General features: G+C 41.9%; 25 protein-coding genes and 2 tRNA genes. All 27 read right to left on the reverse strand.

Translation table 11 applies throughout. The features are described from left to right. Positions 1 to 46: 46 nt before the first annotated feature. Complete coding sequence (gene spoIIE / locus MHH23_RS00970) at positions 47 to 2,530, reverse strand: stage II sporulation protein E (RefSeq protein ID WP_025206603.1); 2,484 nt, start codon at positions 2,528 to 2,530, stop codon at positions 47 to 49. A gap of 202 nt (positions 2,531 to 2,732) precedes the next feature. After that, positions 2,733 to 2,804 (reverse strand) — tRNA-Glu (locus tag MHH23_RS00975). 25 nt (positions 2,805 to 2,829) lie between these two features. Next, a tRNA-Met gene (locus MHH23_RS00980) sits at positions 2,830 to 2,903 on the reverse strand. A gap of 179 nt (positions 2,904 to 3,082) precedes the next feature. Further along, positions 3,083 to 3,481, reverse strand: a complete 399-nt coding sequence (locus MHH23_RS00985) for a S1 domain-containing RNA-binding protein (RefSeq protein WP_003217901.1) — start codon at positions 3,479 to 3,481, stop codon at positions 3,083 to 3,085. 82 nt (positions 3,482 to 3,563) lie between these two features. Next, a complete protein-coding gene (locus tag MHH23_RS00990) occupies positions 3,564 to 3,938 on the reverse strand; it encodes an FtsB family cell division protein (RefSeq protein ID WP_007496186.1) in 375 nt (124 codons plus the stop codon). 18 nt (positions 3,939 to 3,956) lie between these two features. Continuing rightward, a complete protein-coding gene (gene yabQ / locus MHH23_RS00995; protein ID WP_024719361.1) occupies positions 3,957 to 4,595 on the reverse strand; it encodes a spore cortex biosynthesis protein YabQ in 639 nt (212 codons plus the stop codon). Then, positions 4,592 to 4,900: a sporulation protein YabP gene (yabP, locus tag MHH23_RS01000; RefSeq protein WP_007496190.1), complete on the reverse strand. Its 309-nt coding sequence runs from the start codon at positions 4,898 to 4,900 to the stop codon at positions 4,592 to 4,594. The genes yabQ and yabP overlap by 4 nt, the downstream gene beginning before the upstream one ends. A gap of 74 nt (positions 4,901 to 4,974) precedes the next feature. Continuing rightward, positions 4,975 to 5,235 (reverse strand): RNA-binding S4 domain-containing protein, encoded by a 261-nt coding sequence (locus MHH23_RS01005; RefSeq protein ID WP_008341839.1) that lies wholly within the window; start codon positions 5,233 to 5,235, stop codon positions 4,975 to 4,977. Next, positions 5,232 to 6,716: a nucleoside triphosphate pyrophosphohydrolase gene (mazG, locus tag MHH23_RS01010; protein ID WP_212361990.1), complete on the reverse strand. Its 1,485-nt coding sequence runs from the start codon at positions 6,714 to 6,716 to the stop codon at positions 5,232 to 5,234. Before mazG ends, MHH23_RS01005 begins: the two co-directional genes overlap by 4 nt. Beyond that, positions 6,706 to 8,310 carry a putative polysaccharide biosynthesis protein gene (locus MHH23_RS01015; protein WP_056703755.1) on the reverse strand — a complete coding sequence of 535 codons (1,605 nt, stop codon included), beginning with the start codon at positions 8,308 to 8,310 and terminating at the stop codon, positions 6,706 to 6,708. Before MHH23_RS01015 ends, mazG begins: the two co-directional genes overlap by 11 nt. A 204-nt stretch (positions 8,311 to 8,514) precedes the next feature. Then, positions 8,515 to 9,051 (reverse strand): stage V sporulation protein T, encoded by a 537-nt coding sequence (gene spoVT / locus MHH23_RS01020; RefSeq protein WP_251185609.1) that lies wholly within the window; start codon positions 9,049 to 9,051, stop codon positions 8,515 to 8,517. A 139-nt stretch (positions 9,052 to 9,190) separates the two neighbouring features. Next, positions 9,191 to 12,724: a transcription-repair coupling factor gene (mfd, locus tag MHH23_RS01025; protein ID WP_019743557.1), complete on the reverse strand. Its 3,534-nt coding sequence runs from the start codon at positions 12,722 to 12,724 to the stop codon at positions 9,191 to 9,193. A 67-nt stretch (positions 12,725 to 12,791) separates the two neighbouring features. Further along, complete coding sequence (locus MHH23_RS01030; protein ID WP_003217967.1) at positions 12,792 to 13,022, reverse strand: anti-sigma-F factor Fin family protein; 231 nt, start codon at positions 13,020 to 13,022, stop codon at positions 12,792 to 12,794. A 55-nt stretch (positions 13,023 to 13,077) separates the two neighbouring features. Next, entirely contained in the window at positions 13,078 to 13,644 is a 567-nt protein-coding gene (gene pth / locus MHH23_RS01035) for an aminoacyl-tRNA hydrolase (RefSeq protein ID WP_144668535.1), read from the reverse strand. Between the two features lie 140 nt (positions 13,645 to 13,784). Next, positions 13,785 to 14,411: a 50S ribosomal protein L25/general stress protein Ctc gene (locus MHH23_RS01040; RefSeq protein WP_017359319.1), complete on the reverse strand. Its 627-nt coding sequence runs from the start codon at positions 14,409 to 14,411 to the stop codon at positions 13,785 to 13,787. A gap of 138 nt (positions 14,412 to 14,549) precedes the next feature. Then, positions 14,550 to 15,503: a ribose-phosphate diphosphokinase gene (locus MHH23_RS01045; RefSeq protein WP_003217907.1), complete on the reverse strand. Its 954-nt coding sequence runs from the start codon at positions 15,501 to 15,503 to the stop codon at positions 14,550 to 14,552. 22 nt (positions 15,504 to 15,525) lie between these two features. Beyond that, a complete protein-coding gene (glmU, locus tag MHH23_RS01050; RefSeq protein ID WP_340958726.1) occupies positions 15,526 to 16,896 on the reverse strand; it encodes a bifunctional UDP-N-acetylglucosamine diphosphorylase/glucosamine-1-phosphate N-acetyltransferase GlmU in 1,371 nt (456 codons plus the stop codon). A 198-nt stretch (positions 16,897 to 17,094) separates the two neighbouring features. Beyond that, positions 17,095 to 17,391, reverse strand: a complete 297-nt coding sequence (gene spoVG, locus MHH23_RS01055; protein WP_008357439.1) for a septation regulator SpoVG — start codon at positions 17,389 to 17,391, stop codon at positions 17,095 to 17,097. A 224-nt stretch (positions 17,392 to 17,615) separates the two neighbouring features. Further along, on the reverse strand, positions 17,616 to 17,993 hold the full coding sequence (gene ridA, locus MHH23_RS01060; protein ID WP_008341860.1) for a 2-iminobutanoate/2-iminopropanoate deaminase: 378 nt from the start codon (positions 17,991 to 17,993) through the stop codon (positions 17,616 to 17,618). A gap of 38 nt (positions 17,994 to 18,031) precedes the next feature. Beyond that, complete coding sequence (gene purR, locus MHH23_RS01065; protein ID WP_007496210.1) at positions 18,032 to 18,865, reverse strand: pur operon repressor; 834 nt, start codon at positions 18,863 to 18,865, stop codon at positions 18,032 to 18,034. Positions 18,866 to 18,920: 55 nt separating this feature from the next. Continuing rightward, a complete protein-coding gene (gene ispE, locus MHH23_RS01070) occupies positions 18,921 to 19,790 on the reverse strand; it encodes a 4-(cytidine 5'-diphospho)-2-C-methyl-D-erythritol kinase (protein WP_340960123.1) in 870 nt (289 codons plus the stop codon). A gap of 147 nt (positions 19,791 to 19,937) precedes the next feature. Beyond that, on the reverse strand, positions 19,938 to 20,123 hold the full coding sequence (locus MHH23_RS01075) for a small, acid-soluble spore protein, alpha/beta type (RefSeq protein ID WP_017366434.1): 186 nt from the start codon (positions 20,121 to 20,123) through the stop codon (positions 19,938 to 19,940). Between the two features lie 162 nt (positions 20,124 to 20,285). Continuing rightward, positions 20,286 to 20,543, reverse strand: coding sequence for a biofilm formation stimulator Veg (gene veg, locus MHH23_RS01080; protein ID WP_003217979.1), 258 nt, complete (start codon positions 20,541 to 20,543; stop codon positions 20,286 to 20,288). A gap of 213 nt (positions 20,544 to 20,756) precedes the next feature. After that, positions 20,757 to 21,641: a sporulation peptidase YabG gene (gene yabG, locus MHH23_RS01085; protein ID WP_007496216.1), complete on the reverse strand. Its 885-nt coding sequence runs from the start codon at positions 21,639 to 21,641 to the stop codon at positions 20,757 to 20,759. Positions 21,642 to 21,928: 287 nt separating this feature from the next. Further along, positions 21,929 to 22,807, reverse strand: coding sequence for a 16S rRNA (adenine(1518)-N(6)/adenine(1519)-N(6))-dimethyltransferase RsmA (rsmA, locus tag MHH23_RS01090; protein ID WP_008341873.1), 879 nt, complete (start codon positions 22,805 to 22,807; stop codon positions 21,929 to 21,931). Further along, the gene (gene rnmV / locus MHH23_RS01095) at positions 22,800 to 23,360 is read right to left on the reverse strand and encodes a ribonuclease M5 (protein ID WP_008341876.1); all 561 of its coding nucleotides are present in this window, start codon (positions 23,358 to 23,360) and stop codon (positions 22,800 to 22,802) included. The genes rsmA and rnmV overlap by 8 nt, the downstream gene beginning before the upstream one ends. A 160-nt stretch (positions 23,361 to 23,520) precedes the next feature. Continuing rightward, the gene (locus MHH23_RS01100; protein WP_007496219.1) at positions 23,521 to 24,723 is read right to left on the reverse strand and encodes a G5 and 3D domain-containing protein; all 1,203 of its coding nucleotides are present in this window, start codon (positions 24,721 to 24,723) and stop codon (positions 23,521 to 23,523) included. Positions 24,724 to 24,951: the final 228 nt, after the last annotated feature.

Here is a 24,951-nt window from a genome sequence, read left to right on the forward strand (position 1 = left end):
CTTATATCCCCATCATCGCCAGAAGAAATTCATATTATACGATATTTCAAGAAATCTCTTGTTTCTGGAGATAGAATGTACCGGTCGGAATGGATGCCCATTTTGGTGTATTGTGGTCGAGCCTAATAACGACAACCGTCATATCGTCATCGATTTGACCTGCTCTTGTGCGAATGACCTCCTCCATTAATAAATCAGCAATCTCTTGCGGATCTTCTGTTTTAAAGCTCTTCATTTTTCGTTTGACCCACAAATCATGATTTTCGATATGCTTTGGTCCTTCAAAGATACCGTCGCTCATCATGATAAGGAGATCTCCTGCCTTCATCTGTTCACTCACCACTTCTACTTCGAATTCATCAATAATGCCAATAGGCAAGTTGCTGGCCTGTACCTTCATCACTTGATCACCACGTTTAATAAAACTTGGAGTGGAGCCAATCTTGAGGAACTTACAGCTCGCATCCTGTAAATCAATGATGGATAAGTCTAATGTGGAATAGACTTCATCTGTTGTCCGTAAAGATAAAATGCTATTAATCGTTTTAATCGCTACTTTTTCATCAATACCAGACGCCAAGATTTTTTCTAACAGCTTGATCGTTTCATTGCTTTCAAAATGGGCTCTTGCTCCATTTCCCATCCCATCACTAATAGCTGCGGCATATTTACCTGCACCCAGCTCCATCATGCTGTAGCTGTCTCCAGATACTAATCCTCCGCCTTTCGCTGCATGTGCTACACCTGTAGACACTCGATACGATTTTGCAGAACCGAATACAACATGACAATAACCTGTTGGATGCTCCGCACACTGCTCTGCTTTGACTAAAACTTGTTCTTCTAAAATATCCGAGAGCATTGGAGCGATGATTTTTTCGCATTCCCCATGACCTTGGCAATAGGGAATTCTCATCTCTATATCAACATTTCCCTGTTCTAAGCTATAAATTTCAACTTGCTGAATTTCAATTCCAAAGTTCTGAAGTGCTTCTATCATCTGCTCTTCCTGAATAAAATGCTGCTCTCTTTCTCGTTTTATTTCCCGGGAAAAATCCTCCATGACTTGCGAAACACCCATCAGTTGTTCGGCCACAAGGCGTCTGCTGTCTTGGACCTTTTTCTTTAAGGTCTGATTTGCTTTATAGTAAGCTATCTCCTCTTCAATCAATTCTTCTACATGCTTTGATTTTGAGCAGTGCTGACTGAATTTCTTTTTCAACTTCCGGTTATGCTCGTACGTTTTTTCATCAGATTCATGCATAACTTGTTTCATGAGTTCATAGGTTGTATCAAAGTTCTGCACCCAGCATTTATTTTTCTTATAGCACGTTTGACAGGAACGTTCTGTGATCGTACTTAAAAAAAGATCTACATCCTCTTCCTGCTTCTTCTCCTCAGGAATGGATTCGTAAAATGTCGCAAAACTCTCAGACAGCGCATGAAATACATTAGAGAATTGATCTACCTTTTTTGCTGTCACGTCTCGTACTTTTCTGGCATATTGCTGCTGTTCCTGTACATGCTCTACCGTACCAGGAATATATTTTGCCACCTTGGACGTTACTGACTGTGGCGTGAGCAAAAACAGTGCAACTGCGATGAGTGATTCATATAGCGTGGTCATCAGCCCTGCTGACCCTTCACCGTAGAGGGAGATTAGTAAAGAACCCACAATCAAGCCGATGGCGGCTCCTGCTTTTTTCCCCTCTTTTAGTAATCCGCCTAATAAGCCCGAAAAGGCAAGCAGACTCATCTGATAAAGGTTGCCGATGTTGGCGAGACCAAGAATTAATCCAGTTACAACACCCACTGTACAACCAATACTCGCTCCTCCAATAAAGGCAAAGCTCAGCACTACATATCGTGACAAAATATGCTCTGCCTGCATTCCTTGAAATGTGATCCCAGCCAGACCTGTTAAAACTGAAGCGATTAATATCATAAAGCAAATAATTTCTTCAACCTTTAAAGAGTGTTTGATTTTCCTGACTGTAAAAATCGGCAAACTTTGAAGAAAAATCAGTGTCAAAATGAAGGCAAGTCCAGCTTCAACCCCCGCCATCACATAGTCATAGCTTTGAACCGCACCCTGCTCGAGGTAAACAAAAGTTCCCCTGGTCATCAGCATTGAGAGCACAATCACAACCGGTAATGTTTTCACTGGGTCTTTGATGATAAATGAAACGACCTTTGACATGAGGAGGAACACGATCAATGACGCAAACACGAATAATGCATTTTGAGGTGATATCGTCATCGCTCCAGCGAGTAAAGCAAGACAAGCAAGCATTGCTTTATCCCTTTTAATGAGCAGCATGGACCCAAAGAAAGGCAATGCAAATGGCATAATTTCAGATAAGATAAAGGCTCGTCCCAATAAAAAGCCCAGAACAACATAAATAAACCCTTTATAGAAAAAAAGAGAATGCGTATGATGAAGAAACAGGTTTTTCATCTTTTTTAACCCTGCACTGATTCTTTCAAACCCGGCTCCCGTTAAATCAGTTCTTCTTTCTAGTTTTTCCATCTTTTCATCCCCCACCTGATATTCGTTGCTTGTCATTATAGCGAAGGTGAAAAAGAAATTTTGTCAAAAGAAGTTGTCGTTTCCATAAAACGTTCGACGCTTTATTTGCCAAAAAGGCATACTTTCTTGAAAGTCGATGTCTTTCATCAGAATTTTACGAAAGCACAAAAAACAGCTTTCCTATAGAAAGCTGTTTTGAAGATGACCCGTACGGGATTCGAACCCGTGTTACCGCCGTGAAAGGGCGGTGTCTTAACCGCTTGACCAACGGGCCTTGCTTATCGTTCTTTTTAAAAGGATAGCGGCGGAGGGGATCGAACCCCCGACCTCACGGGTATGAACCGTACGCTCTAGCCAGCTGAGCTACACCGCCATAATATAAAATGCGCTAAGAAGCACAAGAACTATAATACAAAGGATTCGCTTGTCCGTCAATAGAAAGTTTTAAATTAAATGGCGAAATCACAAAAAACGTTGAATTTGTATTGAAAAAAAGCACCCGCTAAACAGCAGGTGCTTTGTTGTGAAAGATATATAGAAAGCAGCAACAAGTTAACCTCTTCTTGCTCCGCGTCCCCCACGTTTTGATTCCGTGTTACGTTTTAAAGATGTTAAGCGGTCTTCACTATCTTTTAAGAATTTGTTCATTTTTTGCTCAAACGATTCCTTCGGACGGAAATCATTTCTGCTCGGTCTTGATTGTTGTTGTTGAGGACGATCTTTTGCTTTTTTAATGGACAAGCCGATTTTACCGTCTTTTTCAACGTTAATCACTTTCACTTCAACTTGTTCACCGACTTTTAAATGCTCATTAATATCTTTTACATAGTTATCGGCTACCTCACTGATATGAACGAGACCAGTTGAACCGCCTGGCAACTCCACAAAAGCTCCAAAATTTGTAATGCCCGTAACTTTCCCTTGTAACTTGCTGCCAACTTCAATCGACATAAAAAAAGTGCTCCTCCTTAGACTTATAAAAAAATCTCATTTGTTCAATTATACATAAACTGAATTTTAAGTGTCAACAAGGCTAATCGCTCTTATTGCCCACATCAAAGATTTTTTCGCCTTTTTTAGACATATAATAGTCCCGTCGTGCCAGTTCGAGTACGTATTCTTTGCTTTTCAGCTTTTTGATTTCATCAGAAATATCTTCCTGCTTTGTTTGTAATTGCTTCAATTCTTTTTCAAGCGCAACCTTCTTCTCTTCTTTTTCTTTCAATGCAGACGATTGCGACCAGAGGGCACTTGTTACCAAAACAGCAAACATGAGCACAATGACTCCAAACACGGTAAGCCTTCTAAGGAGTCCCCGGCGTTTGCGTTTTAGGCGCTGCGCTTGCTGTTCCATTTGTTTTTGATAATCATTTTGAATTTGTGCGATATTTCTTTTTCTCTCGTTCAAGGATGAAGGCCTCCTCTCTTACTTTGTCCAGAATTGTTTCCATTTCGTTTTCATGGTACGAGATACTTTCTTGATCCCTTGTAAAATTCCTGCTCCTTTTGAGAAAAACAACCTCATTGATGTTCGCCATTTTTCGGGAATTCGATGAATAATGGTTACATTGAGTAACCAAATAAGCGGATAACAAACAATATACAGCACCTTCCACACGAGTCGAAACGCAAAACGAACAAGGCGTAAGAGCGAGTGGAACAAGAACAGAAGAGCACTTATGATCAAACCAACGATCCAGCGAATGGGCTGGAAAACCATCGACATGATCAGCCTTTTCAGGACGAGAACAGTCTGATAAATACACCTCATTACAAACTTGAGGATGTTCATATACAGCTGTTTCATCAATGCCTGGTACATCGAGAAACCTAAAGCAACAGCTAGAAAAATATAAAGCCTGAATTCTCCCTCATTGGTCAGTAGCAGGACATAAAAGAATAAGAGACCCTGCACCACCCAAAAAAGGAGGTCGTGAATGACCAGCAGCCATTTTGCTGTTTTTTCCCGGTTCACAAACAGCTTGTACGTATCCAGCGATGCGCCCAGCCAGATGCCCATCGCCGCCATCGAAAGCATCGTATAAAACTGGACCGTCAGTGTCATTTAAACAGCTTGCTAAAAAATCCTTTAGCTTTCTCCCCGTGCTGCTCATCTACATAGATTAAGTCAAAGACACGCCCTTTAATGGACACAACGCCCTTTTCTACATCTAAGTTTTTCATTTGCAGATTTTCTCCGCGAATGGCGAGGACTCCCATGACAGTCTCAAGCAGAAATTCTTCATTATCAAAGCTCTCGACTTGTTTGACCCCGGTAATATCTAAATGCTTTCTGTTGCGCATTGTGACATGATGCTCGGCTTCTGATGACAACTTCGTGCCTTGAGGTTGATTATAATATTGATTCATTTATACATCCCCCATATCTCATACTTGCATTGTTACTGCATTGTATGTGACAGGCGGGACATTTAGAACAAGCCCTATTCTGCTGTTTTCTCTTCTTTTAGCACGGTATACATGCCAGCAGCTTCTTCTTTTTTCGTTGTGTCTTTTAACTCGTTGACTTGAACAGTCACAAGCTTTTGGCCGAAGCGAATTTGAAGCTCGTCCCCTTCTTTCACGTCAGAGCTGGCTTTCGCCTGCGTGCCATTAATGGAAATTCTCCCTTGATCGGCTACTTCTTTTGCCAATGTTCTTCTTTTAATTAAACGAGACACTTTTAAGAATTTATCTAGTCTCATGTATGTTCACCTCTTTCTATGCGTTTGGCATCGTTCCACAGATCGTCCATTTCTTCTAGGGTCAAGTCTTCTAGTGAACGCCCTATGTCCTTTGCTTTTTGTTCAATATGCTGAAAGCGCCGCATGAATTTTGTGTTTGCAGAAGAGAGGGCGGTTTCAGGCTCTAGGTGATAAAATCTGCCGATGTTGACGAGAACAAATAAAAGATCCCCAAATTCATCCTTCATCTGCTTTGTTGCACCTTCATCCGTTTTCTCTGCCACTTCCACAAGGAATTCCCGCTTTTCCTCTTCGTATTTGTTCCAAATATCCTCTACTTCTGTCCAATCGAAGCCCACTTTCGCTGCTTTCTTTTGGAGCTTATAAGCTTTTGTTAAAGCTGGAAGTGTCGTTGGAATGGATTGCAAAATAGATGCTGCACGCTCCGGTTTTTCCTGCTGCTTGATTTTTTCCCAGTTGGCGACGACATCTGATGCTTCAGACACATCCGTATCACCAAACACATGCGGATGTCGTCGAATCATTTTTTCTGTGACATGCTGGATGACGTCATCCATTGAGAAATAACCATCATCTTCACCAATTTGGGCATGGAGTAAAACTTGAAGCAGTACATCTCCGAGTTCTTCAACCATATGATCTGGATCGTCTTCATCTATGGCTTCCAGCAGCTCATAACATTCTTCAATTAAATATGGTTTGAGCGACTCATTCGTTTGTTTTTGATCCCAAGGACAGCCGCCAGGACCTCTTAATGTACGAATGACTTCACGGAAAGTGTCAAATTGTTGATAGAGTAGCTTTTCATCTTGGATTGGAGGCACATAAACACTCGTTAAGTTATTTATCGACACATCTCGATCAAGTTCAAATAAAGGAACACCTGTAATCTGTTCCTGACTGCTTCCAGCTGCCGTTACGATAAAGACTTCATAATCGTCAGGTAGCTTTTCCATGAGGGTCAGCTTCACATTCGAGGCTGTCATCTGATCATATACTTGACAGATCAGCACATGCTGGGTCAACTTCAGATCATCCGCTCTCATATCCCCTGCGTCAACGAATTGCAGCCCTTCAATTGGGTCAATCTGTAAGGAATTAAACGTCGCATCCAAAAAGCTTTGTCCACCAGCCACGTACACCTCAACCCCGCGCTCCTTCTGTTGTGAAACAAGAAGCTGCACTGTCTTTTCCGCTACAAACGGGTGACCTGGTACTGCATAAACAATATCTTTCTCCTCAGCCTCTCGGAAGAGAATGTCTGTGATTTCCTCATACACTGCATCAAACTGATCATGCTTTTCATATATCTCATCAAAAAAGGTCAGAGACGGGACCTCCTGCATCAATTCTGCGGTGAGTGGATGATCCTGCGTTCTCATGTATACTTCTTTCGCCTGCTTCAGCTGCTTATATACACCGAGCGTCAGCTGATCCATGTCGCCTGCCCCAAGACCAACGACTGTAATCTTACCTGCCATTTCGATTCCCTCTCATCTGTTTAAAATATAAAATCTTTTCTCCTAATGGAATGAGTCTCCATTCCTCTTCCGTAAATACGTCTAGCTTAAGAATACTATATAAAAAGGCGAAACCACCAATAAAAACTGAAGTCAGGCTCTCTAAAACAGAAAACGGACGTTTCTCAAAGGGAATGACCCAAGAAAACAATGCCTGATATCCAATTAAAACGACGGCCATGAATGCTGCTGATAAAAGAATTTTCACTGGGAATAGCTCTCTTATTGAAATCCACCCTTTATGCTTCAAATACACCGCATTGAGCGCAGCGGCGGCGAGAAACCCACAAACAGTCGACCAAGCAGCTCCATAAATGCCGAATAACGGGACAAGAGCCAGCGTCAGCCCCCATTTCATTAACACACTGATCAGGACCACAACAGCCGGGTACACGGTATGTCCCAGACCCTGAAGTAAAGCGGTTTGCGTAATCGCCATTGATGTAAAGGCAATGGATATGCAAAATATTTGCAGAGCATCTGTCCCTAAGTCATTACGAAAAAGCATAATGTTCACAGACGATAAAATACATATAAGCCCGACAGCTGAACCAATCCCCAGCACCGATGTTGCCTTAAACGATGTACGTACTTTTTCACGAATTGCTTCATGCTGCCCTTTTCTTAAGGCCGACGACAAAAACGGAACAAGAGACGTCCCGATACTAATTGCAAACACCGTCCCGAGCTGCAGGAACGGCTGACCTCGGTCATATACGCCTTTTGCCGCCTTTGCAGCTGCTTCACTCAGTCCCTCACTGCGCAGCAGCGCATACAAGTGAAAAGCATCGATCATTTGCATCCATAGGATCAGCAATCCACTTACACAAATCGTCAATGTATACAGCACCAAACTCTTCAGCACATCTTTTTTCCGCAGTGTAGCCTGTTTTAATGTCTTGCTCGCTGACAACCGCTTCCGATAGGTCAGCCAAAGGAAAAGAAGCAAAAGGAGTGAAGCAGCACTTCCAGCTATAGAAGAGAACACCGCACCCGCTCCTGTTTCATAAAGCGAATAGCCATGTCTCACGAAATAGAAAGATAAAACAAGCAGGACGCCTACTCTGATGAGTTGCTCAGCCAATTGAGAGACCGCAGTGGGGAGCATCAGCCCATCACTCTGAAAAACACCCCTCAGCATCACGGTAAGTGGCAGAAATAAAAACACAAACGAACTCATCTGGATGAGAAGCATTAATTGACTGTCCGCCATGAGATTCGCAATTGTGCCTGCTCCTATATATAAACAAAGAAATAAGACCAAGCTCAGCAAAGTGATATACACCAAGGATACCTTTGTAATAATTCGGCGATTCTCCTCACCATGCTCGCTCAGGAGCTTGGACACCATCACAGGAAAACCAGTGGTGCCGAGCATGATCGCAATGCCAAGAAAGGGATAGACCTGCTGATAAATATAAAAACCTGTGTCTCCTACGATATTTTGAAAAGGGACACGATATACGGCACTCAGTACCTTTGATAACAAGCCTGCGATGGTTAAAATCACCGCACCTTGGAAAAGCCAATGCGGCTGATTCACAGCATTTTTCATGGATGACTCCTTTATGTTCAATCAAAAAATATACCTGCATTTAAACGCACTCATTATATCATAAGTGACTGGCGAGCCGTTTCTTTCTAAGGAGTAGACGATACATTCATTATTTTGTTTCATCCCATATAAAAAACGCCGACAAAATCAGATGATTTCATCGGCATTCTTTCGTTTTATCAAAATGATATAGAATTATTAGACCTAATGTTCCATTTGACGGGCTAAGAAGCCAGCTGCCGTTTCTGCCGCTTTATGCTCCACTTCTCCCATTGAACGCTCTTTAGAAAATAAGACGACGGCGCCAATTGGATCTCCGTTTGCAACAATAGGTGCAATGGTATAAGCTGATACATCATCATCAATACCATCCACAAGCTGAATTTCTTTCTTGCTGTCCTCTAATACAGAATTACGCTGATCCATTGTTCGTTCAAGTAAATCACTAATGGATTTGTTTAAGTACTCTTTTTTTGAACTGCCGGATACAGCAATATACGTATCACGATCACAGATGAGGATAGCATGACCCAAACTGTCGAATAAAGCATCAGCATATTCCTTCGCAAAGTCTCCTAGCTCACTAATCGGTGAATACTTCTTCAAAATGACTTCTCCATCGCGGTCGACAAAAATCTCAAGTGGATCTCCTTCCCGGATGCGCAATGTTCTGCGAATCTCCTTCGGTATAACCACTCTACCTAGATCATCGATGCGGCGTACAATTCCAGTTGCTTTCATTCACTGCTGCCTCTCTTTCGTTTGATGATGTGTTGGGTGAATGGAACAAAAGCGTCCACTTTATGCAACATTCACCACTTGACCCTGAGATTAGTATCCGTCACATCAAACGTAATATACACGAGAGACCAACAAAATTTTATGAAGATGGAATGGTTTCTTTTTTCACATCTTGAAGACCTCGAAGCATACGAAGAACGACTTCAAGCCACTCCTCCGTTTTCTTGCCTTTTGTTTGGACAGAAATAATCAGCTTGCTACCTTCCATGCCAAGACCGATATCACGGCCATATTGACTGCCAAGCTCAAATAATTTTTGACCATCGATGTCGCTGCTTGCTTTTTCATCGAGAGTGAGTCTGACAATGCCTTTCTCCATCTTGATCAACTCGACACGTTCCTGCACAGCGTACACCTTCATCGTCGCAATCGTGAACAAATCAGCCACTTCTTGCGGATATTCTCCGAATCGGTCAATCATTTCATCTTGAAGCTCTTTCCGCTCTTCTATTGATCCAATCGCTCTAAACTGTTTATACATCTCGATCTTTTGTTTGCCATCAGAAATATAGCTATCTGGAATGTAGGCATCAATTTGGAGATCAATTTCCGGCTCGAATTTTTCTTGAGCAGTCGTATCGCCTCTTCTTTCTTCAATGGCTTCTTTCAGCATTTGAGAGTAAAGGTCGAATCCAACTGAATCAATAAATCCATGCTGCTGTGCACCAAGTAAGTTCCCTGCTCCTCGAATCGTTAAGTCACGCATCGCAATCTTAAAGCCTGACCCAAGCTCGGTGAATTCTTTAATAGCTTGAAGTCTTTTCTCTGCTACTTCAGAAAGAACTTTATCTTTTCGATAAGTGAAATAAGCATAGGCCACACGATTCGAGCGCCCAACTCGTCCTCTTAACTGGTACAGCTGCGAAAGCCCCATTTTATCAGCATCATGAACAATGAGCGTGTTCACATTTGGAATGTCTACGCCCGTTTCGATAATGGTTGTACTAACGAGTACATCCGATTCACCTTCTAGGAAATTAATCATCACGGATTCCAGCTCGTTCTCACTCATTTTCCCGTGTGCGTAGCTTACTTTTGCGTCTGGAACAAGCATCGAGATTTCATCTGCTTTTCGTTCAATATCCTCCACTCGATTATAAAGGAAGTACACTTGACCGCCTCTTGCCAGTTCTCGCTCAATAGCTTCTCTAACTAACGCACCATTGTACTCGACAACATAGGTTTGAACTGGGAAACGGTTCTCAGGTGGCGTTTCAATAACAGATAAGTCACGTACGCCAAGCATCGACATATGAAGCGTACGAGGAATTGGCGTTGCCGTTAACGTCAGCACATCAATATTGGCTTTCATTTGTTTAATTTTCTCTTTATGCGTCACACCGAAGCGCTGCTCTTCATCGATAATTAACAGTCCTAAATCCTTGTACACAATGTCTTTTGAAAGAAGGCGATGCGTCCCGATGACCATATCAATCGTTCCATTTTTCAGCCCTTTTAAGGTTTCTGTTGTTTCTTTTCGTGTACGGAAGCGGCTAAGCTGAGCAATTTTAACAGGATAGTCTTGGAATCTGTCCATAATCGTGTCAAAATGCTGCTGCGCTAAGATCGTTGTTGGTACAAGCAGTGCCACCTGCTTCCCGTCAGCAATGGCTTTGAAGGCCGCTCGAATCGCCACCTCTGTTTTTCCATAGCCCACATCTCCACAAAGCAGACGATCCATAGGGCGCTCCCGCTCCATGTCTTGCTTGATTTCATGAATCGAGCGAATTTGATCGTCTGTTTCTTGGTAAGGGAATGCCGATTCAAACTGGCGCTGCATCTCATGGTCAGGCGAGAAGGCATACCCTTTGCTTGCTTCACGTTCTGCGTACAGCTTAATCAGATCATCTGCAATGTCCTGCACAGATGATTCTACTTTTTTCTTCACGCGTTTCCAGTCGCTACCGCCTAGTTTGTATAGCTTTGGTTCTTTTCCTTCTGACCCAACATACTTCTGCACCTGATCAATTTGTTCAACAGGGACATAAAGCTTGTCGCTTCCTTGATAATGAATATTTAAATAATCTTTATGAATGCCGCCAATTTCAAGCGTTTCAATTCCTAAATACTTACCGATCCCGTGGTTAATGTGCACCACATAATCGCCCACTTGCAGCTCTGAATAGCTTTTGATTCGCTCTGCGTTCGTCAGCTTTTGCTTACGTGCCTGCTTCTTCACACGTTTCTTGAAAAGTTCACCCTCTGTAATGACAGCAATTTTGGATAAAGGCAGTTCAAAACCTGTTTGCAGCTCACCTTGTAAAATATATACTTGCCCGCTGACAAGCTCAGCATCAGGTTTAGCAAGAGCTGCTTCAATGTCATAATCATGCAAGACAGATGACAGCTTCTCTGTCCGCTCTTCATCCGCACCTAAAAAGACTACCGTATAATTCTGCTTTTTGTAGCGTTCAATTTCACTTGCAAGCACATTCATCTGCCCATGGAAATTCTGCATTTGCTTACTAGATACATTGACGATATTTTGCGGATTGGTCTGCTGAACATGTCTCAAAAATAAGGAATAGTACAGAATCGATCTCGATTGCTGATTGAACAGCTCTTGAAATGGGAAGGAAAGGGCTAGATCATGTAGGATATTTCCTTCTTCCAGCAGACTAATTGTCCAATCTGCTTCTTCCTGTTCAAGCTGTTCTTCCATCTCCTGAATTCTGCTGATTTCATCTAGAATGATAATCGTATCCTGCGATGTATAATCTAGCAAACTAGCAGGCTTTTCATAGAAATAGGACAGATACTTCGTCATTTCTTGTGTCACAATACCTTCTAGCAGCTTCTCACGATCAGCAGAAATATTCTGATGGAGCAGTTCTTTTTGTTTATCCGAGTTGAATTTCTTTAAGCTGCTGGCAAGACCTTCGTCAAGCTGTTCAATCGCTCTCACTCGTTCAGGCCCTCTTACAATCAGCTCTTTCGCCGGGCCAATCTTGATTTCTTGAAGTGTTTCCAATGAACGCTGCGTGTCAGAGTGGAAGGACCGAATAGAATCCACTTCTGTATCAAACAGCTCAATACGGATCGGGTGGTCTTCCGTTAACGCATAAATGTCAATGATGCCTCCGCGCACACTAAAGTCTCCGGGCGCAGCGACCATGGACGTCCGGTCATAACCGATTTGCACGAGTTGTTTTGAAAACGCCTCCAAATCAATTTCTTCACCAACCTTTAAATGGATCTGACTCTCCTTCCAGAGCTCAACAGGAGGAAGCATTCTACGCACTGCAGCTGCTGGGGTCACGACAATCGGATTTTCTCCATTCGCAAGACGATTCAATACATCAAGACGCTGCGCTCTAAGCTCCGGGCTTGCCACAGCAATTTCAGATGCAATGAGTTCATTGACAGGATAAAGAAGGACCGAGCGATCTGGCATCACACTTGCTAGATCATCTGTGACCTTCTGTGCTTGATATAAGTTGTGTGTCACAATAAACATCGGCCGCTTTAATTCGTCTGATATGGCGGCTGTAAATAAAGATCTGACGGAGCCTGATAGTCCGGCGAGCAGTTGTTCTTTTAAACCTTCCTTTAGCCCATTAAAAATGGACTGAAAATCATCACTTTGTTTGATAAATGATTGTATATTTTTCATTTGGCTCCTCCTCCCTGCTTGTTTAAAACAGAAAAACGCTTTGGTCTATTATCTACACCAAAGCTTTTTATTGAATAAAGGTATGATACTGATGGTAATCAGGATTTCTTTCGAGCGCCTCTTGGCAATCCTCACAAATGGTTTGTACATGTAAATCACCATTTTCCCTATAAGAAATCATATCGTTTCTTTCCTCATTTGTTAAGTGATGAAATCCAAGTGCTTCACTTTGGACAGCGGATTCATCTAGACTGCCAACCTTTACACCACAGTGCCGGCAGTAATAGTGCAAAGCCATACGTGATCCTCCCATGCTGAGATTTTATGATCAGTATGTGCCTTGCTTATCATTCTTATACCTTCTTGTTAAAATCATTCATCACTTCTAAAAATGGCTTTGTTAAAGCGGCTTCACAAGCTTCAACAGATGCTTGAATAGCAAATGAGATATCAGGCTGTTCTTCCTCTGAGAAGCGTCCTAGTACGTAATCGACGACCTTCATGCCGTTTTGTGGACGGCCGATGCCGATACGGAATCGGTCAAACTCTGGTGAACCTAAATGCTGAATCAACGATTTGATTCCGTTATGTCCGCCTGCACTTCCTTTAGTACGCAAACGAATCCGGCCCGTTGGCAAATCAAGATCATCATAGATGACCTTCAAATGTTCAAGGGGAATATCATAGTAATCCATCAGCGGACGCACACATTCCCCTGATAAGTTCATATATGTAAGAGGCTTCACAAGTAGAACCTTTTGCCCCGAAACAAACCCAGTTCCATATTGTCCATGGAATTTTGATTGATTTAATGGGATGTCCCATTTTTTTGATAGTTCATCTATTGTCATAAACCCGACGTTATGTCTTGTTTTTTCATATTCTTTTCCTGGATTACCCAATCCAACGAACGCAATCATGAAACCAATAACCTCCTTTGTCGCACATGCACACGCCTAAAAAATGAGCCAATGTGATTGCCTCATGCAAAACGTATGAATTCTTTTCATTCTAGCACAAAAGACGTAACCGCGGGAGGGTTACGTCTCTAATTGACCAGTTATTCTTCGCTGTCATCTTTTTCTTTAATGGCCTCAGGCTCTTGCGTTTCCTCTTCACTATCTGGCTCAGGAACCTCTGATTGCTGAGGCGGTAAGATCGAAGCAACAACTTCTTCTGGATCATTATTAATTTGATACGTAGATTGAACAGTCAGATCACCAACTGTTAGTACGTCATTTACTTCTAAGTTTGTAATATCAGCTTCAATATTTTGCGGGATATCCTTTGGTTTCGCTGTAATGGATAGCTCAAATAGTGGCTGCTGAAGCACACCGCCATCCTTTACACCTTTGGATTCGCCAATGAGTTGTACAGGTACATCTGCGTCAATTTCTCGCTGTAAGTCGACCACTTGGAAATCAGCGTGGACAAGCTCATTTTTCAACGGATCTGTTTGCAGTTCTGTTACCATCACAGATTTTGTTTCACCGCCAACGTCTAATGTGATGATTGTGTTTTTTCCTTCATCACGTAATGTCTTTAATAAATCAATACTGTCTAATGAAACAGCCAGGTTGTCTGTATTTTTTCCGTATATGACACCAGGAACGTGTCCTGAATGACGGATTTTTTGCAGTGTGGAACGTTTGAAATCAGTTCTTTTATTTGCTTTTAAAGTTGCCATATTCAGCACCATCCTATTTCTTTTTTGTCACTACTTTCATAAATACCCATAACTGAATCATTTTAAACATGTTTGCCTTTCATTTATCACAGCAAAAAGACCCCAAGCTGATGCCTAGGGCCTTTTTCAATCAGAAAATTAGCTGAAAAGGTAGCTCACAGATTCTTCTTCATGTACACGGATGATGGCTTCTGCAAGCAAAGGCCCAACTGAAAGCGGAATGAATTTCCCAACTTTCTTGTCATCTGTTAAGTGAATACTGTTTGTCACAACTAATTCTTTAATTTTAGAGTTTGTAATACGTTCTACTGCTGGTCCAGACAATACTGGGTGAGTACAACAGGCATAGACTTCAGCCGCTCCATTTTCCACAAGTGCATTTGCAGCAAGTGTAATCGTACCAGCTGTATCAATGATATCATCGATGAGAATCGCCGTTTTGCCTTCAATGTTCCCAATGATGTTCATCACTTCAGCCACGTTCGGCTTCGGACGACGTTTGTCGATAATTGCGATTGGTGCTTTCAGGCGGTCCGCCATTTTGCGCGCACGCGTAACACCACCGTGGTCAGGAGACACAACAACGATATCATTCAAGTTTTTCTGTTCAAAATAGTTTGTTAAGATTGGCACAGCCATTAAGTTATCGATTGGAATATCAAAGAAACCTTGGATTTGCGGCGCATGAAGGTCAAGTGCAATGACACGTGTAGCACCTGCTGTTTCAAGTAAGTTCGCAAAAAGCTTCGCCGTGATTGGCTCACGAGGTTTCGCCTTACGATCTTGACGTGCATATCCGTAATAAGGGATGACAATATTGACCGTTTTCGCAGAAGCGCGTTTTAGTGCATCTACCATAATGAGTAGCTCCATAATGTGCTCATTGACTGGCGCACTAGTAGATTGAATAACATAACAATCACAGCCACGGATACTTTCTTCAATATTGATTTGGACTTCACCGTCACTAAAACGTTTAACAGAGCTCTTTCCTACATCAACTCCGATACGATCGGCAATTTCTTTGGCAAGTTCAGGGTTTGAATTCAAAGAGAATATCTTTAAATTCGCATCAGCATAACGATTAGACATGGTAAACCTCCGGGTATTTGGATTATTTTTTATGAATATTTTTCACATAATCTTCTTTATTGACTTGTCTTGCTCTAGCAATAGACAATGCATCCTGCGGTACATCTTCTGTAACCGTTGAACCGGCTGCAACATATGCCCCTTTTCCGACAGTGACTGGTGCAACGAGATTTGAATTACAGCCAATAAATGCGCCATTTTCAATCTTCGTTAAGAATTTGTTCTTCCCATCATAATTAACTGTAATAGATCCACAACCAAGGTTTACATCCGTTCCGACCTCTGCATCTCCAATATAGCTTAGATGAGACGCTTTGCTTCGGTCACCGAAAACTGTTTTCTTGATTTCGACAAAATTTCCGATCTTCACTTCATCGCCAATTTTCGACAACGGGCGAATATGAGCAAACGGTCCAATTGTCACATCTACCCCAACTTCACTATCGCAGACAACAGACTGCTTAATGACTGTCCGATCTCCAATTACGCTATCAACAATTTCAGTGTTCGGACCGATTGTGGCATCTGCACCAATCTTTACATTCCCTTTGATGATCGTCCCAGGATAAATCATTGTATCTTCACCGATGACTGCATCTGGTGAGATATACGTGTTCTCAGGATCAATCAAGGTTACACCATTCTTCATATGCTGATGATTAATACGTCGCTTCATGAATTGCTCTGCTTGTGATAGAGCGATACGATCATTGACTCCAAGTGTTTCTTCAAAATGTGGTGTTTGATACGCTGCAACCGTCTGTCCTTCATTCTTTAGAATTTCAATGACATCCGGCAAATAGTATTCACCTTGTGCATTTTCATTTGACACTTGCTCAATCACACGGAAGAGATCTTCATTTGAAAAGCAATAGGTCCCAGTATTAATTTCATTCACTTGACGTTCAGCATCATTTGCATCTTTATGCTCAACGATCTTTACTACAGCACCTGTTTCATCACGAAGAATACGTCCATAACCTGTTGGATCATCCGCGTGTGCTGTCAAAATCGTGACTTTCGCTTGTTGTTTTTGATGCTCGCTTAACATGGCTTCCATTGTTTCCGCTGTCAATAATGGTGTATCTCCACAAATGACAATGGTTGTTCCCTTTTCCTGCGCGAGGAACGATTTGGCTTGTTTGACGGCATGTGCTGTTCCCAGCTGTTCTTCTTGAAGTGCATATTCACTTCTGTCCCCAAGCTGCTTCTTGACGTCCTCTGCTCCATGACCGACAATCGTCACAAGCTTGGCTAAAGATAGCTTTAACGCTTGATCTGCCACATGCTCGACCATTGGCTTTCCGCAAACTGGATGAAGTACTTTGTATAACTTTGACTTCATTCTTGTTCCTTTTCCCGCTGCTAAAATCACTGCGAACCGCTTATCCATTGATTGGCCTCCAATATCCCTATTATCCATAGAAAAATATATCCTAAATAAGGACTGATTTCAAGGATACAAGAGGAAGTGCATTAATTTTCTAATGAACGGGAGACATAAGGAACAAGAGAAAAAACGCAAAAAAGACAGCATTTAAAAGAAAACATTCATTTTCTCTTAAAGCTGTCTTTTTAGGTTCACATATCTTTAAGAAGCTCCAGCTTCTTCATATTCAATTGTCTCTTCCTCTTCGCCTAAGCGATGATACTCATTTAAAACAGCATCTTGGATTTTACCCCGAGTGCTTGAATTAATTGGATGTGCAATGTCGCGAAACTCTCCATCAGGCGTACGTTTGCTAGGCATTGCAACAAACAAGCCATTGTTTCCATCAATCACACGAATATCATGAACAACAAATTCGTGGTCCAGCGTGATGGATGCAATCGCCCTCATGCGACCATCGGTATTCACGCGGCGTAATCTTACGTCAGTAACTTCCACAGTAGTTCACCACCTTTTCCCAATATAAAAGCATTAATTAGGTATTCAACGATTGTGGTGATTCTCCTGCTCTTTTTTTAAACTTTTTTTGAAATATCGGGATATTTATACATTTTTTGTCATTTTAATGACGACGCTTACATCGGTTGCGTGAAAAAAGACATCATGACGATGCCTTTTCATACATATAATGAAACCAAACGGTCTCCAAAGAGATGGCCTGTTTATTTCACTAATGCCACAACTTCAATTTCTACAAGTGCATCTTTTGGAAGTCTGGCTACTTCTACACATGAACGAGCTGGCTTATGTGTATGGAAGTATTCACCGTACACTTCATTCACTTCAGCGAATTGTTCCATATCTTTAATGAAAACCGTTGCTTTCACGACTGTTTCAAAGGAAGCACCCGCTGCTTCAAGGACGGCTTTAAGATTATGAAACACTTGGTGTGTTTGTTCTTTAATATCTCCATTCACAAAATCTCCAGCTGGCGTTAACGGAATCTGCCCTGAGCTGTAAAACATGTTATTGACGATAATCCCTTGAGAGTAAGGTCCAATGGCTGCTGGCGCGTTTTTGGTTTGAACAACTTTTGTCATATCAATCTCTCCCATTCAAATACATGTTTGATCAAAGCTTAAGCTTTCGAATGAAAAAACTCGTGGAAATTGCCTTCATTAATCTCAATGATTTTCTGCTTCATATCAATGGTTGAAAGCTTTAAAAGCGATACATATTCATCGACAAGACGTTCATCTACGCCTTCATCTTCTAATAAAACACCGATCCCTGCAACATTTGCATTAAATTCCTCTAGCAGATTCATCATGCCATTAATGGTTCCGCCTGCTTTCATAAAGTCATCAATAATCAACACATTGGATCCTTTATCTAAGCTCCGCTTTGCAAGTGACATGGTTTGAATTCGGTTAGAAGAACCTGATGCATAATTAATACTCACAGTTGATCCTTCAGTTACCTTATTATCTTTTCTAACGATCACAACAGGCACATTTAAATAACCTGCAACAGAATAGGCAATCGGAATACCTTTCGTCGCAACAGTCATGACAACATCAATCGGTCGATCCGAAAAAATGGTCGCAAAAAGCTTACCGATTTTCGCAAGAATCGATGGATTGCCTAAAACATCAGTTAAATATAAATAGCCGCCAGGAAGCACACGTTCAGGAGTTGATAATGCCTCTCCGATATCGTTGACGACTTCGTCTGCTTCTTTTAGATGAATCTTTGGAATATATTTCACTCCGCCAGCAGCGCCAGGTACAGTAAGTAAAGTCCCTATTCCCTGCTGTTCGAAGGTTTGTTTGATAATCGTTAAGTCTTCACTAATAGAGGACTTCGCAGATTGATATCGCTCTGCAAAAAAAGTTAAAGGTACTAGTACGTGCGGGTGGGTTAACAAATAATTTGTTAAGTCCACCAATCTGCCGCTTCGACGAAACTTCATGAACTTACCCCCAGAACCCGAATAATTTATGAATAATATAACTTAATATACGGATTTAATCAAGGGTATTTTGTTCGCCGATCATGCGGACAGCGTAAACCTGATCACAAAATCCTCTCAGTCCGTTATATATTCTTTGTACCTTCGATTCATATTGAATCAAGCCAAATACAGTTGGCCCGCTGCCGCTCATTAATACAGCATCTGCTCCGAAACGCTTCATCTGTCTCTTAATCATATCGACTTCCGGATACATTTTTAATGTCACAGATTCCAACACATTACCGAGTGAGCCGCACATCTCTTTATAATCTTTCGCTTCAATTGCTTCAATCATACGCTGTACATTTGGGTGTTCTACTTTGCTTGCGTCATATTGTCTGTAGACCTCAGCTGTAGATACCCCAATCACCGGCTTCGCTAAAATCACCCAGCAATGCGGCGGTGTCGCAATATGCTTTAGTTTCTCTCCACGTCCTGTCGCTAGCGCTGTCCCTCCGTGTACACAAAAAGAGACATCTGAGCCGATCTCCGCTCCAAGCTCAGCTAGTTCATCTAACGTGAGATTTAACTTCCACAAACGGTTTAAGCCGCGAAGCGCTGCTGCGGCATCACTGCTGCCTCCAGCTAAACCTGCTGCGACGGGAATTGCTTTTGTGATGACAATCGATACGCCTTTTTGAATACCGAATTTTGTTTTTAATAATTTAGCTGCCTGATAAGCCAAATTCCGTTGATCATCTGGCACAAAACGATTATGAGATGATACACGGATTTCGTCTTTGTCCAGCTCCGTCAGCTCTAGTCGATCTGCAAGATCTATTGTTGTCATCACCATCTCCACTTCGTGATATCCATCCGGTCTCTTTCCATGAACATCAAGTGAGAGATTAATTTTTGCCGGTGCTTTTTCTAAAATACGCAAACATTTCACCTACTTCTCCATCTAAACATAAGTATCAATATTGTATCACATTTGATGGATCTGATGAATATTGGCTTTTGCCCCCAGCACACTCACTTTTTCAAGCAAAAAAGACCAGAGACACCCGAGGTATCCCTGATCATTTCTTTATCGTTGATTCTCTTCTTGAGCCATGTGCTGTTGAGCTAATTCAATGGCACGCTTGACCATATTTCCTGCGTCACGCGCACGAATCTCTCCCCAGCCTCCATTTTTGACGGTATCATAAAATCCAAGATCCTTCGCCAGCTCGTATTTGAACTCATCTGACATAATGCCTCGGCGTCTACCCAAACGAAACAGCCCCTTTGGTCGAGAATTCGAATCATCGCCACTCATTTGTGGCTTTCTTATTTTGCATCGATTCCTGCCTTTTACCCCTTTCAAATAATGGACAGCCTCCCATACAGAAAAAAAGGCAAAACAAAAAGCAGTAAACAAAAAGTTCACTGCCCATTAATAGGCGACTGAGCTAGCGGTATCATCGAACGTTAATTCGACCGTCTCAGTCAGTATATCTGCATAACTGTAAGAAACTCTTTCAAACGAATTCTCATCTTGATCTAATTGAATCACAAAAACAGAAGGGTACGTTTCAGCTAAAATGCCCGAACGCTCAATTGTTTTTCGGCGGCCTCCGTTAGCCTTTAACGTCAAACGTTTACCTAAGTTACCATCAAGCGATCTTTTGATGTCGGACAAAGTCTTCGCCATTGCATCCACCTCACTGAGATAATTATACAACAACGGCCCATTTTTGTCAAATAAAAATTAAATTATATCAACCAACACGAGCCATTGTCAACAAAATAATTTTGACAAACTTCTACCTTTTCTCCTCCCTATTTTTCTCAAATTCCGGTGAATTATGTATTCATATGAAATTTCTTTTTGAGCATAAAAAAAACCAGACTGAAATCAGTCGGGTTATGTCGATTCATGGTCTCTTTTATATGGCATACCTACCCTTAAAACACCCCTTGTTTCAATCCCTCCGAGACCTTTTTCTCTCGTCAGCGTATTTCGGAGCACATCCCACACGTTGATTCGATCTACAAATGGAGTGAAGCTGATCTTGGCAACAATATAGACGGGGTCAAGTGCATGAATGTTGACACGTGAGGGTGAGCTTGCAAAATTAGCACCTGCTTGAATTAATGATTCAAAATGAGATTGGCAGGCACCTGCAAAGATCACGAGCTGATCTAAATGCGGAACCTTCCTTCTTGCCTTTTGAACCGTTTCAACGAAATGACGAGAATGACGATATGCACCGATATCGTGTACACCGCCCTTTTGTTTAGAATACGCATCATGTCCTGTGATGACCAAAATATCAGGCCGGTATTGATCAATTAATGAATCAATCATGCTTGGCATTTTCTTCTCGTGGCAATGCACACCATACACAGGTACACCGATTCTTTCATATACATCTAAGCATTTCTTTAAGTATGAAGCATCTCCATCTAAATGCAGAACCTTTCCGGGCATATGAAAATACTGCTCCTGATGCTGATATTGTCCAGACGTATAATACTCTTGTTTTTCACGAAGCAGCTGATAATCTTGCCTGAGTAAGTCGAGCGATTCGTTAATTTTCCGTTCATCGTCCTTCTCTCTTGTCAGCTGCTCCTCTTTTTGAATCAAGACCAAATCTGACATTTTCGCATCGGCAATCAGCCTCACTTCATTCCCATGCAAAATGGCGGTGGCTTCGTGCTGGTCTGTCTCATCAATTCGAATGATACGAAACATAATATCCATCTGATAGGATGCCCTCGTCACCATATCTCCTATTTGAAATTGCATGCTTTTCACTCCACAATCAGGCTCTTATCCTGTTGGTATCGTCTTACGCTACACTTGTTTTTCTTTCAGGTGTGTTGTTCTTTCTAGCCTATGCCTGAACAGGTGAAGTGGTGAAAACCAAAAGAAAAAAGCCCTTATGAAAGAGCTTTGTCTTCTTTTCAGCGTGATAGAAAACCTTTGCAGTCTAGGAAGGACGAGTACTGGCGCGGAGCGAATTTGACATTCGTGAGCACCAGCGCGCAGGACTGACACCGAATGCGAGGGTTTGTCTACACGCTGAAAAGCCCTTATGAAAGGGCTTTGTGTAAAACATTGGACAAACGGGCAAATTCATCGATTGACAATGATTCACCGCGACGTTTCCCATCAACCTCAGCTGTTACAAGGGCTTCTTCAATGATGGCTTTATGTTTCTTGCCATCTGGCAGATTGTTCATCAAGTTATTCATCAATGTCTTCCGGCGCTGGCCAAAACTCGCACGAATCAGTTGAAAGAAAAACGTATCATTGTCTACTGAGACCGCAGGCGTTTCACGAACAGTTAGTTTGATTACCGCTGAATCCACATTTGGTTGTGGGACGAAAACCGTTTTCGGCACAACCATGACCGTCTTCGCTTCTGTATAAAATTGCACTGCAATCGACAAAGAGTTGTATTCTTTTGATGAAGGAACAGCAGCCATGCGATCTGCTACTTCTTTTTGCAGCATGACAACGATTCCTTTCAATGGAAGGTTTTCTTCAAGCAATTTCATAATAATTGGTGTCGTCACATAATAAGGAAGGTTTGCTACGACCATTACTTCTTTACAGTCAGCAAATTGTTCTTCAATCACCTTTCTTACATCTGCCTTCAATACGTCTTGATGAATAATGGTGACATTATCATATGGAGAAAGGGTATCGTTTAAAATCGGCAATAGGCGCTGGTCGATTTCAAAAGCCGTGACTTTCTTTGCCCGTTTGGCGAGCTGTTCAGTCAACGCACCGATACCAGGGCCAATTTCAATCACACCGGTCTCATCCGTTATCTCTGCATGATCGACAATGCGATCTAAAATATTCGTATCAATTAAAAAGTTTTGCCCTAAGCTCTTTTTAAAAGAGAAACCGTACTTCTTCAGTATTTCCTTCGTTCTGATGGGCGTCGCAATATCTTTATTCATCGGCTTCCTCCTGCATGACGGTCTTTAAGGCCGCAATAAAATCCTCTTTCGTTATTTGGAACATGTGAAGACGCTTTTGCAGCTGCTTCGCATTTGTATATCCTATATTTAAAAGCACACCTAATCGTTCGCGGCGGCGTTTTGATGCTTCGCCTCCGATAAGGCCTGCGTCAAATAAATCGTCTAACGTAATCTCGCTTTCTGATTCTTCCATTTCCTCATGGACATGAGCAAGGCATTCTCGAATACTATCCAAGGAAGCATGCTCGACACCAATTCCTTTGTCCCGCTTCGCTTTCGCAAGGTGTTTTGGTAAAAAGGCGTGCTTACAGCCAGGGACAGCCTCTGCGATGGTTTTACGGATCTTTTCCCCAGGGAAATCAGGATCAGTTAAAATGATAACCCCCCTCGTCTCCTGAGCAAGACGCACTTGTTGAATGACTGTATCGCCAATGGCAGATCCATTCGTTTCAATCGTATCTGCATCAACTGCCATCTTTACTCTAGCAGTGTCATCACGACCCTCCACCACAATGATTTCTTTGATTTTCATGTATTCCTCCGCTTGCAAAAACAATCTACATTTTTTTGTCAAAAAATGAAACCTTCCTTGCTGTTTTTGCGTCTAATTAATTAGAAAACAGTGCTTCTATTATAACCAAAAAAACAGAGGGTACGCAAAGCCCTCTGTTCATATAAATGATTTGATGTGTTTATTTGAGCACTCTAATTTTCACTCGTTTATTTCCCCATTGATAAGCTGCCGACTTACTTGGGACGAACACATCAATTTTATTCCCTTTTATAGCAGATCCAGTGTCTGATGCAACGGCATACCCATAGCCTTCCACATACACTTTAGAGCCCAGCGGAATGACACTCGGATCAACTGCTATGACCTTTGCACCTGGATTTGCTTTTAAATTAAAGCCTGTAGACGTTCTGCCCGTACATCCAGCACAGCCCGCTGTATAGGCTGTGGACGTCACATAGAACTCTTTTCCTGACGATTCATTACTTCTTGAAACCGCAGGGGACGCTTTAGGTTCTTTCTTGGACACTTGTGTACCAACGGCCACTAAACGATCCTTACTGTCTTTTGCAGTAACCTCTTTAATTAATTCTTTAGACACCACTTTGCCGTTTTCTTTCACAATGGCATAGTGCTTCTTTAATTTACCTTCTTCACCTTTTTCAAGCACCTTCTCTTTTCCTTTTTCAAGAGATCGATCCTTTTTATGTTTGGTATCAAAAGCAATTTTCTCTTCCACTACATCGGTGACTTTTTCCACCCGAGTGATCTTCACATCTGCGCTTTTTTTAGAAAGGTGACTATGTAACGCAGGTTTGATCTTATCGTGCTTCTTGAGCTTCAGCTCTTGTTGCTTTAAAAAGTCAGCGACCGTAGTCGAAGTGGTCCACACTTTCTTATCCTTTCCTCCATCGTTTAAGCTGACCTGGAAGGCCTGCTGAACCACAAGATCCATATTCTTTTTAATCTTGTCATTCTTTCCTGGAGTTACTTGATCGTGCTTCCCGATATCTATCTTCTCATTCTTCAATAATGCTCCAACCGTCTGATCTGTTGTCCATATCGTTTTCTCTTTCCCATCTAGGGTGAGATGAACCGGTATAGCCGCATCATACACAATGTTCATGTTGTCTTGAATCTTTGTATTTAGACTTGGAGAGATATGATCCTCCGCCCTGGTCCTTATTCCAAGGTCTGAAAGCAGCTGTGCTACTGTCTCTTCATGTGTACGAATTGTCTTCTCTTTGCCATTGATTGAAATGGTAATAGACTGCTTAGTGAGCTCATGCGCACCGTAAGCCGTCCCAGTTCCAGCTAAAAGCAAGCAAGCGACTAGAAATAAAACCTTGCCTTTTCCTAGCTTGACAGAAAACAGATTTTTCATTTTTTGTACGATGAAAAACGCCTCCTTCTCCTCGGAGAGATTATATAGAGTATCTCAAAACCTGTCAACCCTTCCACCCACTGTACAAAAATGCTCGATTGTAAACCTATTATGGGAGATTTTTGGAAGGAAGGGAAGAAAGACTTATCGACAACTTATCCTATGAGGAGGCGCAAACGTGTAGAACTTTTTCGTTATGTTTCACAATTGGACAAGCTTAAACAAGGA

This window comes from Bacillus sp. FSL K6-3458 (assembly GCF_038005045.1).
GTDB classification, from domain to species: domain Bacteria; phylum Bacillota; class Bacilli; order Bacillales; family Bacillaceae; genus Bacillus; species Bacillus altitudinis.

Coding starts and splice junctions, on each gene's coding strand:
- yabG (WP_007496216.1), bottom strand. CDS start 21,641: ATGCAATTTCAAATAGGAGATATGGTGACGAGGGCATCCTATCAGATG.
- pth (WP_144668535.1), bottom strand. CDS start 13,644: ATGATTGCGTTCGTTGGATTGGGTAATCCAGGAAAAGAATATGAAAAA.
- MHH23_RS01100 (WP_007496219.1), bottom strand. CDS start 24,723: ATGAAAAATCTGTTTTCTGTCAAGCTAGGAAAAGGCAAGGTTTTATTT.
- rsmA (WP_008341873.1), bottom strand. CDS start 22,807: ATGAATAAAGATATTGCGACGCCCATCAGAACGAAGGAAATACTGAAG.
- spoVT (WP_251185609.1), bottom strand. CDS start 9,051: ATGAAAGCAACTGGAATTGTACGCCGCATCGATGATCTAGGTAGAGTG.
- MHH23_RS01015 (WP_056703755.1), bottom strand. CDS start 8,310: ATGAAAAATGCTGTGAATCAGCCGCATTGGCTTTTCCAAGGTGCGGTG.
- yabP (WP_007496190.1), bottom strand. CDS start 4,900: ATGAATCAATATTATAATCAACCTCAAGGCACGAAGTTGTCATCAGAA.
- rnmV (WP_008341876.1), bottom strand. CDS start 23,360: ATGAAAATCAAAGAAATCATTGTGGTGGAGGGTCGTGATGACACTGCT.
- MHH23_RS00985 (WP_003217901.1), bottom strand. CDS start 3,481: ATGTCGATTGAAGTTGGCAGCAAGTTACAAGGGAAAGTTACGGGCATT.
- MHH23_RS01030 (WP_003217967.1), bottom strand. CDS start 13,022: ATGGCTTTGCACTATTACTGCCGGCACTGTGGTGTAAAGGTTGGCAGT.
- MHH23_RS01040 (WP_017359319.1), bottom strand. CDS start 14,411: ATGGCAACTTTAAAAGCAAATAAAAGAACTGATTTCAAACGTTCCACA.
- mazG (WP_212361990.1), bottom strand. CDS start 6,716: ATGGCAGGTAAGATTACAGTCGTTGGTCTTGGGGCAGGCGACATGGAT.
- MHH23_RS01045 (WP_003217907.1), bottom strand. CDS start 15,503: ATGTCTAATCGTTATGCTGATGCGAATTTAAAGATATTCTCTTTGAAT.
- veg (WP_003217979.1), bottom strand. CDS start 20,543: ATGGCGAAGACTTTGTCCGACATCAAAAGATCGCTTGATGGTAACTTA.
- spoIIE (WP_025206603.1), bottom strand. CDS start 2,530: ATGGAAAAACTAGAAAGAAGAACTGATTTAACGGGAGCCGGGTTTGAA.
- mfd (WP_019743557.1), bottom strand. CDS start 12,724: ATGAAAAATATACAATCATTTATCAAACAAAGTGATGATTTTCAGTCC.
- MHH23_RS01005 (WP_008341839.1), bottom strand. CDS start 5,235: ATGAGACTAGATAAATTCTTAAAAGTGTCTCGTTTAATTAAAAGAAGA.
- purR (WP_007496210.1), bottom strand. CDS start 18,865: ATGAAGTTTCGTCGAAGCGGCAGATTGGTGGACTTAACAAATTATTTG.
- yabQ (WP_024719361.1), bottom strand. CDS start 4,595: ATGACACTGACGGTCCAGTTTTATACGATGCTTTCGATGGCGGCGATG.
- ridA (WP_008341860.1), bottom strand. CDS start 17,993: ATGACAAAAGTTGTTCAAACCAAAAACGCGCCAGCAGCCATTGGACCT.
- glmU (WP_340958726.1), bottom strand. CDS start 16,896: ATGGATAAGCGGTTCGCAGTGATTTTAGCAGCGGGAAAAGGAACAAGA.